The organism is Enterococcus mundtii (assembly GCF_002813755.1).
In the GTDB taxonomy this organism is placed as follows: Bacteria; Bacillota; Bacilli; order Lactobacillales; family Enterococcaceae; genus Enterococcus_B; species Enterococcus_B mundtii.
Genome location: NZ_CP018061.1, coordinates 1360522 through 1375003, shown reverse-complemented (window position 1 = coordinate 1375003; position 14482 = coordinate 1360522). Strand labels below are relative to the sequence as shown.

The following is a 14482-nucleotide window of genomic DNA, read 5'->3' as shown; positions in this document are numbered from 1 at the left end:
TATGACTAAATGATGTGCTTCTAATGGATCGGATATAAAATGATCGTTGAATAAGATGTTCATTCAACATTATTTATTCTTATATAAAAAATAGGACTTGGTACGAGTTATTTTCTATATATGATTAATTTAAATAGAAGGTATACCAATATCAATGATAAATAGAATTAAAAAGGAGTGGAAACATGCCAATCGAAGAATATCGTAAACCTGTCGGAATGCATTATAATAAGCTGAACAAAGGATCGAATCCAAAAGATAGACAAGAAGCCGCGAATTTTATCTCTAACCAAGCGAATACCAAGATAAATGAACGGATCAGGTGGTCCCCAATGCTCTTTCTTCAGCTATTAGTCATCACTGATTCTCTGGCTGTGAGAGGGACCCCTCTAAGAGCCCTCCGAACAAATAGACCTGCCTTTGAAGCTGACACCTATGTGGATATTGGTCCAGTAAAAACTGACGAGAATCATATTATGCTGGATCACCCCCCAGTAAATCAGACCGCAACGAATCAGACCAAGACATACCAGCCGACGATCCATTCTCTTTCTTTTCGTTCAAGTGTAAATCCGGCCCTCGTTGAACCAGCACAACCGATCCATGCGACGGAATACTTTTCTAATTCAATAAAAAACGCAACCTTACAAGAACCGATTTCTTTAGCTGAATTCACCCATCATTGGACACTGCAGATACACAAAACTATTCATAATTTGGAAAAAATCGATCAATGCAATACGACAGTTACAACTCAATCAGTACTTGAGGGAGGAATGTGGGAAAAGGAAAATCACACACTTTATCATTTTAATACGATCTGCCAAGAGGCGGTGTCAAAATCCTTAAAACTAAGACAAGAACCAAAAGATGATGTACAAGAAATCCACCATTTTTCCTTTAAAAATAAAGAGGCAAAAAATAGAGTCGCTTTAGGGGAAATTCAAAAAAAAGCCAAAAATATCGCTCGTCTGGTTATAGATTCATATTATAAGAATCTAGCAGGATCACCAAGTAATCACAGTGAAAATAATCAAACTCATTCGACTCTGCCAACATCTTTTTGGGACAATTTGACAGATACCTTTACTGCTTTTTTTTACGAATATCAGAATAGTAGTCACACAGCAAGTTCAAATGACGTGCCGACTGAGAGTATCTTATCAAAATTTTTCACAGTCTTGGCACGGACATTCTCAGCGGAACATCTCGCAACTGAGCAGATATCAAAAGAGGAGAGAAAGATCCGTGAGGTGCCTTACCTTCCTCAGACATCTAAAAGCAACCAAATTCAGACACCCAAGAGTAGCCAAGCAACTGAAACACCGATATTGGAAGAAGAGGAAGAATATCTCGCAGCCCCGCTGATAGACTTAGCAAAAAAATTCAATGAACGGATCGATCAATTCTTTGAAAAGAGCAACTTTCAGATATTCCCCGGAGCGGAAGCGCTACCGACACCTCAAAATAATCTGAATGTTCCTATCTTACCTTATGCCTCCAGTATGAGTGTTTCAATGAATTATCTGGAAGACGAACCTTCTCTTGAAATCCAAAAAACAGTCAGTAAGGTACTGAAATCCTATGTGAATATTGAACCTTCACCATCAGTCACTACGAAAACATTAACGCCCTTTTGGTTTCATTTAGTGTTATTTCAAAAGAGACATAAAGTAGGCATGGCAATGGAAACGATTAGAAAATCACTTTGCGATTTGTCTGATGACGTTTGCTTCTCTAATAGCGTCTCCACAAAAGAACTGTTTCAAGGTCTTTATAATTGGGGGACTTCAAAGAATCCAAGTGATCAGGAGCTAGTATTAGAAAGAAGACGACAAATTGCGCAGGTCATTTTAGAGGCTTATGGCGTAAAAGATGAGCCAATTACAGATGTCCAAGCAATAAAAATATTTCTACAAGCACGTAACAATCATGCCTTCATGAACTATAAATTTCAACTTCCAGACACATTGGAACAAGTGACACAACGAATCGATACGCCTTCCGCCTCAGCGGATGTGCCCCCATACGATGCGAGTAAAATACCACTGAATTCAGTGAAAGAAATCACACAGACGACTCGATCCTTTATTAACCAAAGAGTGGATATGTATACAAAAGGGCAACCTTTGCCTATACCAAAAACCGAATCGATTGACGCATTTTGGCTCGACTTAGATGTCTTTCAACAGCGCATGAAAAGTGAAGTCGCAACCAATCGGATCAAAGAGCGTGTGTGTGAATACCTTGGTTTCTGTTTGATCGATGATTTGTCTACCAAAGACTTTTTCCTCGCTCTACTAAAGTGGGTGGATAAAGACATATCAAGTGTTGCCATCCTGGAAAAAAGACGCCAGGTCGCTAAAGTTATACTTCAATGCTACGACATAAATGATGACACCATTTCAGACGAGCGAGCCATAGCCATTTTCTTTCAGTGGATTTACAACGATGTGTTTAGCGACATCCAGTTCAATGAACTGAGCCTAACAGACATACAACACTTAAAATCATCTTCTCCAACACAAAAAAAACTATTGCCTTATGACATCAGCTCGCAAGTATCTTTGAACTCCTCTAAAGACCTTTCGCAAGAAGAACACGCTGTCGTAAATAAAATAGTCATGGCTTATTTGAAAAATCAGACTCTACCTGAGGAATCAGGTGTGACTTTGCCCCCGATATGGTTTGATCGAGAATTATTTGATCGAAGAGCAGAGACGGCGAAAGTCAATGATCAAATCATCGAGGAACTTGTCGATCAGTATGAAGAATTAAAAGGATCATCAAGACTAGCGTCAAATGATTTTTCACTTGTTTTGCAAAATTTTGCCAATAACGGAGGCTCAAATGCGGCGATTATCGATCGGAGATTACAAATTGCTAAAACGATTCTAAAAGAACATGGACTACCTGCACATAATTTATCAGAGGAACGAAGTATCGCTATTTTTTTACAGTGGCGCTATAACAACGCGTTTAGTGGCTACGCATTCAAAAAAGAACCCGATCATTTGATTCAGAAACGGTCAGGCGAACATATCCCAGGTACCGATTTGTATGAAAGTGATAAAAGCTTACAAGCGCCATTATTGTCATATGAAGAGCTAAATATGGACGTTGAACATGAGTTAAAATTACGGCTCATATCCTATCTTGATATAAAGCACTTGTACACGAACTTGAAAATGGATGCCGTGTTAACACCCTTCTGGTTTCAATATGAGATTTTTAGAGATCGATATCATACAGAAACAATTAATGAATCCGTAAAAGAGTTTTTATCCCTTGAAGAAAATCGTTTTAGCAAACTGAGAGGATCACTCATACGCTATATCTTTATTGAATTGGCTAAATTAGAAAGTGAAGAAAGTCCGACTCTATCACTGATTAGAAGGAGAAAGATTGCCCATGTCATACTTCATACACTTAGTCGCCCAGTGACAAGATTATCTGATGCAGAAGTAAATGCAATTTTCCTACAATGGCGAGCGAATAATGTCTACCAAGATGCCAAATTTCAAGACATAAAAACAATCCCTTTTTTTGAATCTCCTGAGTATACTGAAACAGCAACGACAAATCAGACGGAGAAAGTGATTCCTTCAGATCAGGAAAATGATTTGATAAAAATCAAAAAAGTGGTGCAAGAAGTCATCAATAACAAGCAACCTTTAGAAGCCGAAATACATGATCTGCCAAATTTTTATTTTGTTGGTTCTATTTATCGAAATCGAAATAGGACCGCTAATGTAAATCAGAAAGTAAGAAATTACCTTATCCAGCAAAGAATCGTGGAAAAGCTAGACACCCCCGAGATTCTAATTGAGCAAGTCGAAAAATGGATAGGTAAAAACTGGCAAACTGAAAATAGTGTTGATTCAGAAAAAATGCATTTTTTTGCATACATGATCTTGAAAGAATACGATGTACCACTGATAAGATTAGGTGAACGGTTATCAACAAGAAAATTGCAGGCAATTTATATGCAATGGAAACTGAATACTTTAGTAGAAGGAGCGACCTACCGAACGATAAATGAAAAAACAACCTATTATAAAATATCTCCAGATGAATCACCATACGTTTTAAGTAAATTCCAACAGAAGCAGGAAAGCGACCACATCTTTAGGCTATATAGTAAGGGCGTGACGCCCAATATTTCTAATGAAAAACCACTCATTCCATATGTGTATTATCTCAATATTTTTAATAAAATGGAGAGAACATTCTCTGTTAATAGAGGGAAAACATTGTCTGTTAATGAGGTAGTTAGGAAATACATGCTTACAAAAAATGTCACATTGAGGCGTGTAGAATCCCGCTTTTTAACCAAAGCAGTGGAAGACTGGATACTCTCTGAGCAAAGATATCATTTTATGGTTGGAAGGGTGTATAAAGTAGCCAACATCATTCTTACTGCATACAATATTAATGAGGAAGATTTGACTCTTGAAAAAGCATATGCAGTGATACTCCAATGGACAAATAATAATACGCAGTATGGGTTCACTTTTGATATGAAACAATTGAATTTTGCCTATGGAAATGATGAGGATAGCAAAAAGCAAGAAATGAAGGAAAAAGTCAAAGCATTTATTTCTGAGAATGGCATCAATAAAAGTGGGAGACAAATCAGTGATGTAGAGATTGATAAATTCGGAAGTTCTGCAATACAGGCTGAACAAACATTACAAAAAGTAGCTGATTTTTTAACTGGCTATGGCCATCCTTGCAGTCCCGATGATAAAAATAACTTAGTAAAAGTGGCCACCCACTGGACGCTCCAAGAGGGATCATCCACAGAAAAAGTGGATATGAACAAAGTCAGAAACTTATTAGTTCTTTTTGTCGGAATCTTTAAAGTTCGAGAACTCTCAGATGAAGAGGCGCATCAAGCATTTCTTAAATGGGCGATGGATACACTAGAAACAGCTGCTCCACCGATAGAGGGAATACCGGAACCTCCTCCAAGCGATCCATCATTCGTCATCTCTGAAGATGGTCGCTGGCGAGATAAAAATATTAGAAATCAAATCGAAATATTCTTTCAACAGAAACAACTGCTGCCTAGAAACCCAAGTAAAGAAGAATTGTTGGTCGCTTTCGGCAAATGGTTTTCTCAAGATAGCGCAGGGTTCGTCCTCATGAATGATAAAACGCAACCTATAGCAAAAATCATTCTGAAAGAAATGAATCGATATGGTGGGGAAGCAGACGAAAAAATCAGTGAAAAAAATGCAGAATTAACGGTGACCAAATGGATATTTGAAACGATATTAGAAAACTCAGTCGAAGCTTATGTCACAAAAAATATTCTCGACGCACAAGATCCATCGATATTTACTATTGGGCAACTACGAAACTTATTTGAGGTGGATGAATTAGCAAAAGCAGGTGTGCTCAATTTGTCAAAAACAGATGCGAAAATATCAGAGGACTCCCTAAGCATTTTAAAAAAAATCTGGATTCTATTTGTTCAAAAGACCCTACCAAATTATTTCCTTGAGACGAGTGAAATTTCCGACGATTTACTGATATCGGATTTTGGATCGGTGATACAGCTGATCGGATCGAAATTACTTGAAAACGTAGGCTATCGTACGAAATTTGATCAAACTGAAATTCGCAAGTTGGGCGCTCTGTTCTGTGAAACGATCAGTACCCAAGGAATCACAACAATTGATGAACTAAATCATCTGTTGATCCCCGCATTGATCACGACGGCGCAGCTCGATCCAGAAGGACTACGCAAAGCAGGGAAAGAAGGAAGCTATAAAGAATATGCGCTGCAAACCTTTATTGGTTATTGGAACAAACGAGATAAAATACGTCTTGATATTCAAAAAGAAATAGAAAAAAGATTTATACCCTATCAACAAGCAACCATCCATTGGCGCAGAAAACAAGCGATAACAAATGATGTCGTTCAAGAGTGTGAGCGACTTGGTGCTACCTTTTCTATTGGAATGAGCGAAATCTATCTAGGTGGTGGAAATCCATGTCCTCACCTATTTACGCCCGTCAATATTGAGGTCGCCTATAAAAGCTTGACAAGAGCTATTTCTGATAGTTATTTTGACTTGGATCAAAAAATAATTGAACTTTCATTATATTCACTAAATACGGAAGATCAGCATTTTATCTTTTCTCCGAATACTACTGTTTTTTTAGCATCTGCCAAATTATACAACAAGGTACATTACTATGCTCCTTCTGCCCCTGGTTCAATGCCTATGATCTTTTTCAAACATGATCCATGGTTAGACACCATACTTGAACTTGAACAGACGGATCTATTTGTGGCAAATAACGGAAAGGAAGAACGAATATACGCGTTAAAAAAACTGGCAGATGAAGGGGGATATATTATCCATCGCGTCGATAGAGACCCCTTACTATTCCTTGAGTATGGTTTGTTTAATAACAAACATCTTTTGAAACAAGGCTATACAAAGGAAGGCGATCGGATTAAAATAGGCAAGAAATTATTTACCTTTACCATTGACATCAAAAAAGATAAAAAGCTATGTCAGGGATATGATACAAAACCCTTTATTGATCAACTTGCACGTCAACACAGTGATTTTCTCTATAATATCATGTATGAATTTGGCAATGATAAAACAGTTACTGAAAAAGTCTGGAATATAGTCAAACATTTTATCCCATTTTATGATTGTGTTGTGAGTATCATTGATCAAGATGTTAATGAAGCGGTGACATCCTGCACGATTGATGCGGTTATGATGATTCCTATTTTTGGTCAAGTCACAGCACTCAATTGGAAATTTGCGCTAGGTGCATCTAGAGCGCTAGCGAAAGGGGGAATAAAATTAGTAATCAAAAATACTACTTATTTTCTTCCTAGTATATCTGACATAAAAGCATTGATGAAAAGCGTTGCGCGATCTGTCGATCCAGGATTTGAGTTGTTAGTCGGAGGAGGACATTTGATCATCAAACGGTTGATCAGTTTTAAATACAGTTCACTGGTTACGACAGAAATGAAAATACTATTAAGCAAATTAGAACGATTTGATAGTGCATCTAAAGCGAAATTTATAGAAGAAGAGATATTACTTGCTAAGCTAGCAAAAGATGGACCACATATCTTTGTCAAGCGTACAAAAGGTAATTTGTTTTTACAGGTGACCGATATTGAAACTGGTGATGTCTTTGGCCAATATTATACGTTGCACGGCGATCAGTTAAAACGCTTTGAAGGGCCTATTTCCTTCACTTCAGAACAAAAGGAATTAATCAAACACTTAACAAGTACAGTTGCTGTATATAAATCTTTTTCTGAGGAAAAGAATTTAAACCCAAGAGGGTACGGAGATGGTCCAATCTTAGCAATCAAAAAAACAGATCTACCAACAGAGTATTATATCAAGTTAAACGGTCATATAGTCCCAGTCAGAGCGACAATTATCGAAGGTCAAGGAATCCGTTATGACGTATGTAACGGAGACAAAATATTTCCGGTAAAATATAATGGAATCGAGTGGGGATTCGAGCCACTAACATCACCGATGGTTACAAAAGAAGTAATCGAAACAATTACAAAACAGTTGGGACAAACAGAAACGATAAAAGATCCAAGTACGCTTTCACCACCAGATGAAAATGGTTTGATGTGGAATGCTCAAGGAAAATCCTATCTCAAAATCAATGATCAGTATGTTACAACCGTATTACTCAATCCAGAAATAAATCGCTACGGTTTATTGAAGAAAAACGGGAGTGATCTGCTGAGGATTTTACGCTTTGATTTAGAAAATAATTATTTCCGCTTGGAAACCTCCGAAGAAAAACGACTGTTTGAGCTGGAAAAAACGATCCGAAGATCTGGAGCAAAAGACATCCCTTCGCAAGAGTTACCAAGTAGTTCGCAAGCAGGGACGTCAGCTGGCGCATCGAGTTCACAAACTACAGGTACAAACAAAGAACCAGACTACTCTGTTTTTCCGAAAAATCCTGGAAGAGAAAAAGAGTGGAATATGATTCGAGATGCTATCCCTTACATTAATATTGATGCACTCAGATTTGTGGATCATAGCGTAAAACTTCCTCCTTTAGAAGGGTTTATTCCACTACCTAGAAACCGAGTCAGAATAGACGCAGAAAAAAATTTGTTAAGTGATCTAGCAGAGGTCATCCAACTATATTTACCTAAAACGCCCGAGCTTCCCTACAAAGTTTTTTCTGGTCTTGAACAGAGTAAGCTTCCGCCTTCTCTCAGACCGTTTGCAAAAAAATTCATAGAGGAAGTTCAGGAAACGGCATCTATCTTCGAAAATTATATAAAATTAGCGGATTTCTGGCTAAGTCATGACAAAATAGAGACTACAGATGCAGCCAAACTTTTTATCCCGTTATTTGAACTACAGAACGTTGAAAATAAGGAAGAGGTCATGCGAGCAGCAGTTAAAAGGTTATTATATATCGCTAAAAAAGGTCTTCAGTTCGTTGAACAATCTGCTGCTTTTGAATTTGAAAATATTTGGATAGTTTCTACTGATTTGGTTTTTCAAAAAAGCACCAATAGTTATTTTTCTCAATATACAACACGCCCACTTGCAGATGCATTTGTTTTAAGCAATGATCCGAATTGTCGCATCCTTATTTTTGCTGATACTTTCCATATGGATTCAAAAATAGATTTGAATCGACAAGTACGTCCGGGTATAAAGGAAACCTTTATTCATGAAATCACACACACTATGGCCGGAACAGAAGATTGGATATGTTACACCTTACCCCCTCGAGGAGTATTCATGAACAGTCTGGAAGAGATACGAGATTCATTTAATAAAAATCAAAATAAGCTTTTACTATCCCCATCATTTCAAGAATTCGTCAAGCAGGCAGCGATGTGTTTTGGTTTACCAGAACTATCACCAGAAAGTGTCTTGGTGTCCATAGGTACAGATCCTTTTTTAAGTGCAAATATTAAATTGACTGATGCAGAAACTGTAATGAACCTTATCATCAGTCTGGTTAAAGGACTACCTTTTGCGCGGGCTAAAGTACAAAAAAGAGAAACAAAAAGCATGGATCTAGGGAATGGATATCTTATGATGGCGATTGCCTTATCAAAAATATGGGACTATAAGGCGAATGAGATAGAAATTCCATTGGACAATGTCCATACGCTCCTAAATAATAAAACAGTCACTGCCACTCCGGAAAGAGACACTGGTCATAGAGAAAAAAGAGGAATCGAAACCATCATAAACGAAGGAAAAGAGAATAGTGAAATCGTTAATGTATTCGGCTTGACTGGAAACACGGAAAATAAACGGAATGTCTTGGATCCGTTTGGATTGATCAGGAAACAAAAGATGAAGAAAAAACAAAGAACAGTCCGAAAGCAAAGTCCTTTTAATCTCTTTGGACAAGGAGGGAACAACGATAAAAAAATGAAACGAAGTGATTTGAATGTATCACAAAGATAAGTTAGTCACTATGATTGAACCGCTTCTTAATCAGTCAAGTGCAACTGTTTAAGATCTCAGTAGGATGAACAGTTACGACATACTTTCCTCATTTCAAAAAAATAAAACATCAAATTGATCGTTTTAAAAAAACTTGAAGTGAGGTTAACTACCCGTTAATAAAAATCATCGACAAGAAATAGTTCGCATAGAAAGTGAAGAAACAAACTAACTTTCTATGCGATGTTTTCATTCCATAGATCGTTGAACGATTTAGCGATAGGAGAAGTCACGCATCTTCTCGTAGATTTCTTCAAATGAGTGAGGACGTACGTAGCGATTGCCACAGAGATAATTCACTGCATCTTTGTCGCCTAAGTATAATTCAGTATAGTAGCGGAACGTTTTCCGACACAATTCCGGTGATACATTTTTGTACACCGTGATTCGATCAAGGATTTGGCGAATCGTGCGCGGTGAGATTTGTTCATCGTGTGAAGAGCGGAAAACATAGGATTCACCAGATGCGCCATTTTTATGTTGGTTGGCATAATTCGCTAGTACCGGGAGTGCTTCATTTGGAATAGGTACTCGCTCCAAACGATTCGCTTTGCGATCAACGACTAAAATCTGTTTCTTAAAATCAATGTTTTTCCACTTTAATTCAACGACTTCATGGATTTTCAACCCACAATAGAGAAGAACAGCTACGATTGCCAGATTTCTTGCACGATTTTTTTGTTCAAAAAGTGCTTCACGTGGGGAATTAAATCCTTTTTCCGGAATGAAAAGTGAATCGAAATTACTTAATAAAGAAGCGTCGATATAACGAGGAGCGGAAGAGGTAGTTTCTGGTAAACTATCCCCTAACAAGGAAATCTCTTTTTCAACAAGGCCTTTTTCATACAAAAAGCGTAGAAAATGATTCAAAGCATATTGCTTACGGGAGATCCCGTAGTAACCATTTTTGAATTGCTGTTGCGTTTCTTGGGCAGCAGCTGTATGGAAAGCTCGCGTGTGAAGATAAACTTCACTCAAAAAATTAAGATAGACTTGTTTTTCCAATTGGATAATCAACTGATCATTGATTTCCTGCTTATGGGTTTTTCGTAAGTAATCTGTAAATAAATGGAAATCTTTTGCATATTCGTAGCGACTAGCTAATGATAATTTTTTTGCGTTTGCCTGCAAAAAATCATTGAAGATCGGTGGTAACTGGAGCATCCGTTGTTTCAACTTTTCTTGTATCTGTTTTCTTGTTTTGACATCCATGCAAAAAACCTCCATTTCTTATCCAAGGTCAAGGTAACAGTAACTAGTGTTTTTACTGCAAAGATTACGTCTGCTTCCCAAAATGTATTAGCCTTTTAGGGTGAGCAATGAAGGACAACTGTTGCTGGTTATCCTAGCCTCATTTTACTACAATCATTCACTTAATACTAAAAACTAAATCAACAAAAAAGACACTTCGATGTAGCAGCAGCTATTTTTCAAAGTGTCTTAGTCATATATCACAAAAATTTATTTGATAGGCAACTGAATCTTAAAATCAACACCCATAGGAAGGTGATCAGACACAGTCAATTGCCCCTTATGTTGCTCGATCAATTGTTTCGCAATCGCTAATCCTAGCCCATAGCCGCCAGTTTCTTTCGATCTTGCTTGGTCTTCACGGTAAAACCGATCAAAAATGCGTTTTTTGTCTTCATCACTGATCGAAGGACCAGTATTTTTGACATGGATCACCCATTCTTTATTCGTACTAATTGAGGTCACAATGATTTGGTCGTGTTTACTCGTGTATTTGAGTGCGTTATCAAGCAAAATAACTAATACTTGATGGAGTTTTTTCGGATCGACTAAAACGCTCATATCAGCATGGTTATCTATTAGAAATTCTTTTTGATCGATCGTTGCCATCTCTTGGAACGGTTTAGTCAGCTCAGCGATAAAACCTTTTGTTTGTAAGGCTTGTTTTACAAGCGTATCTTGACTCGAATCGCTTCTAGCTAAGGTCAACAAGTCAGAAGTTAAACCAGTTAGACGTCTCGTTTCAGACAATGCTTGCGCAATACTTTCAGATTCTTCGATGATCGTATGATTTGGTTTAGTGAATAGGTGTTCCAAACTATTTTGGATGATTGTTAATGGTGTTCGCAATTCATGGGAAGCATTTTCCACAAATTCTCTTTGTCGACGCCATGATGCTAAGATTGGACGCATGTTTAATTTAGACAAATAGTAGCTGACGCCAATGGAGCCTAACCAAAAGACGATCATACAAAGGATCAAAATCGTTTGGAATGTCCCGAGAGAGGAGTTGATTTGATTGGTATTTTCCAAAACTTGGACATAGGCAACTTCTCCTTGGTTTGTTGCTTTTTTGGTAATTGAACGAAAATAAAGGGACGTTCCTTGATCAGCTTGTGCCAGATCAATATTTTGGATCGTATCTAAATGGGTAGTATCCAATTTGATTTCTTCGATTTGGTTAAAACGCCCACCAATGGTTTCTTTATTCAATACTTCCCCCGATGCAGACCATAAAATAACCTGAGTATTGAAACGATCTCCTTCAGGTAACGAATCCGCTTGTCGCGGGGGGATCTGAGAGTTTAAAAAAGGATCTCCTTGTTGGTAGCGTTCGATCTCTAGTTGCACCATATGTGAGTTTATCGAGATATTCTTCAACATTAGATCCGTTTCTCGATAGGCAGATTGATTCAATAATTGTAGAATGATCCCCCCAAGCAAGAGAAATATCAAAGCAAAGGCTGTCACATTGGCTGCGAAAAGTTTCGTACGTTGTTTGTTGAAAATACTGTCTGTCATCGCATCACTCTCCTTGTAGAATATAACCGACATTACGTAACGTTTTGATTTCTTTATCCAAACCGGTCTCGCGAAGATGCTTTCTAAGATTACTCATATAGACTTCTACGACAGTGATCGTAGTATCAGAATCAAATCCCCAGATACGGTCGAAAATCTGTTCTTTCGTCAAAATGATCCCTTTATTTTGCAAGAAATAAACAAGCAACTCAAATTCTTTCCCTTGGATCGGAAGTAGTTGTTTCTTGTATTCGACGGTATTTTGTTGCAGGTCACAGACGATTCCTTGGTATTCTAACGTGTGATCACTGAAAAGACCTAATGAACGTTTCAACAATGCTTTGATCCGCATCAGTAATTCTTCACGATAAAATGGTTTGGTCAAATAGTCATCCGCACCACGCTCGAATCCTTCAATTTTATCTTCTAAGCCATCTTTAGCTGTCAAGATCAGGACAGGGGTCAAGATGTTCTTTTTTCGAAGATGCGCTAATACTTCATACCCATTCATTTCTGGGATCATCAAATCAAGAACCGCTAGATCATAAACACCAGATTCCAATTCATATAAGCCTTCGCTGCCATCATAGACTTGAGTTACTTCACCAATTTCAGAAATGATCTCTTTGATATTATCCGACAATACGTGATCATCTTCGACCACTAATAACTTAATCATACATTCCACCTCTATTGTTTTCACCATATAGTTTGATTTTACCATGATTAGCATAAACAAAACTTAAATTTCGGATTAAGTTCCATTTAAGCTAACCTTTGTATGCTAGGTGACATCACTTGATAAGACAGGAGGAAGAAAATGAAATTAAAAAATGTATTCCAACGCAAAGAAACAAAATATCTGATCCCAACGACACAGTTCCATTCTTTTTTAAAAGACTTGAAAAAACAGATGCAGATCGACGAATACGGGCTGCATACCATTTTATCGTTGTACTTTGATACACCAGACGATCGTTTCATTACCAATTCTATGACGAAACCAAAATACAAAGAAAAATTCAGAGTAAGAAGCTATGGTATTCCAAAGGAGACATCGATGGTCTTTCTAGAAATCAAAAAGAAGGTCAACGGCATCGTCTATAAAAGAAGAATGCCACTCACTTATGCTGAGTATCTGCAATGGCTTGATCAAAAACATTTCCCTAAAAATGAAGACGAACAAATCCCACAGGAAGTGAACTGGTTGTTCAAAAGAAATCCAGATTTGTCGCCTAAGACAATGATCATCTATGAACGAATGTCACTATTTGGCACGTCAGATCCAGATTTCCGTGTGACGTTTGACCAGAATATCCGTTTTCGCAGTACCAATTTGGATCTATCAATCACAGGGGAAGAAACTTTGGTTGCTCCTGAGATTGGCGTATTGATGGAAGTGAAAGCGCTAGGGGCGTATCCCTTGTGGTTTGTGGAGCTATTGAACGATTATCAGCTAAGAAAAGGGAGTTTTTCAAAATACGCAGAAACGTATCAGCGACATTTATTCGTTCGTACAAAGGAGGGAAATAACTATGCTATCTAGCTTGATCGAATCAGGGGCAACCATTCAACCTAAAGAATTATTGATTTGTATTGCCACTTCATTAGTTTTAGGGTTATTAGTTGCAACTATCCATATGCAACGTAACGTCTATACGAAAAGCTTTGTTGTGACTGTTGCAGTCTTACCGATACTGGTTCAATCAGTCATCATGTTGGTCAACGGCAATCTTGGAACAGGCTTGGCGGTCGTCGGCGCTTTTAGTTTGATACGCTTTCGTTCGGTTGCGGGCGGTTCAAGAGAGATCACTAGTATTTTTTGGTCGATGGGTATCGGGATTGCAACAGGGATGGGCTATGTTGCATACGTGGTGATATTCTCAGTTATCGTCGCGCTCTTTTTACTACTGCTTTATCTTTCACCTTTTGGCAATCAGAATAATGTAGCCGAGCGAGAATTGAAGGTAACGATTCCAGAAGATTTGGACTACCCTGAATTATTTACCGATATTTTTGAAGAGTATACGTATACGCATCATCTCAGCTCTGTTCGAACAACAACAATGGGAAGCTTATACGAGTTACGCTATATTCTTCTATTGAAAAATCAACAGCAGGAAAAAGAAATCATTGATCAAATACGTGTTCGCAATGGTAATTTACCAGTCGTGCTTGGTAAAGTAGCCACGAATCGTGAAGAATTATAA

The 14482-nt window shown here is 37.8% G+C and carries 6 protein-coding genes; 3 read left to right on the top strand and 3 right to left on the bottom strand.

Features of this window, described 5'->3' with window-relative positions:
- Positions 1 to 185: 185 nt before the first annotated feature.
- Complete coding sequence (locus tag EM4838_RS06605; protein WP_071867054.1) at positions 186 to 9461, top strand: QWxxN domain; 9276 nt, start codon at positions 186 to 188, stop codon at positions 9459 to 9461.
- Positions 9462 to 9713: 252 nt separating this feature from the next.
- On the opposite strand, the gene EM4838_RS06600 is transcribed toward EM4838_RS06605, so the two are convergent.
- The 3 genes from EM4838_RS06600 to EM4838_RS06590 all read right to left on the bottom strand — a co-directional run bounded on the left by EM4838_RS06600 (position 9714) and on the right by EM4838_RS06590 (position 12951).
- Complete coding sequence (locus EM4838_RS06600; RefSeq protein WP_071867053.1) at positions 9714 to 10712, bottom strand: tyrosine-type recombinase/integrase; 999 nt, start codon at positions 10710 to 10712, stop codon at positions 9714 to 9716.
- A 249-nt stretch (positions 10713 to 10961) separates the two neighbouring features.
- Positions 10962 to 12272 carry a sensor histidine kinase gene (locus tag EM4838_RS06595; RefSeq protein WP_071867052.1) on the bottom strand — a complete coding sequence of 437 codons (1311 nt, stop codon included), beginning with the start codon at positions 12270 to 12272 and terminating at the stop codon, positions 10962 to 10964.
- A gap of 4 nt (positions 12273 to 12276) precedes the next feature.
- Positions 12277 to 12951, bottom strand: coding sequence for a response regulator transcription factor (locus EM4838_RS06590; protein ID WP_071867051.1), 675 nt, complete (start codon positions 12949 to 12951; stop codon positions 12277 to 12279).
- Positions 12952 to 13092: 141 nt separating this feature from the next.
- Between EM4838_RS06590 and EM4838_RS06585 the strand changes: the two genes are divergently transcribed.
- Both EM4838_RS06585 and EM4838_RS06580 read left to right on the top strand, forming a co-directional pair.
- Positions 13093 to 13818 carry a polyphosphate polymerase domain-containing protein gene (locus EM4838_RS06585; RefSeq protein WP_071867050.1) on the top strand — a complete coding sequence of 242 codons (726 nt, stop codon included), beginning with the start codon at positions 13093 to 13095 and terminating at the stop codon, positions 13816 to 13818.
- The gene (locus tag EM4838_RS06580) at positions 13808 to 14482 is read left to right on the top strand and encodes a DUF4956 domain-containing protein (RefSeq protein WP_071867049.1); all 675 of its coding nucleotides are present in this window, start codon (positions 13808 to 13810) and stop codon (positions 14480 to 14482) included. Before EM4838_RS06585 ends, EM4838_RS06580 begins: the two co-directional genes overlap by 11 nt.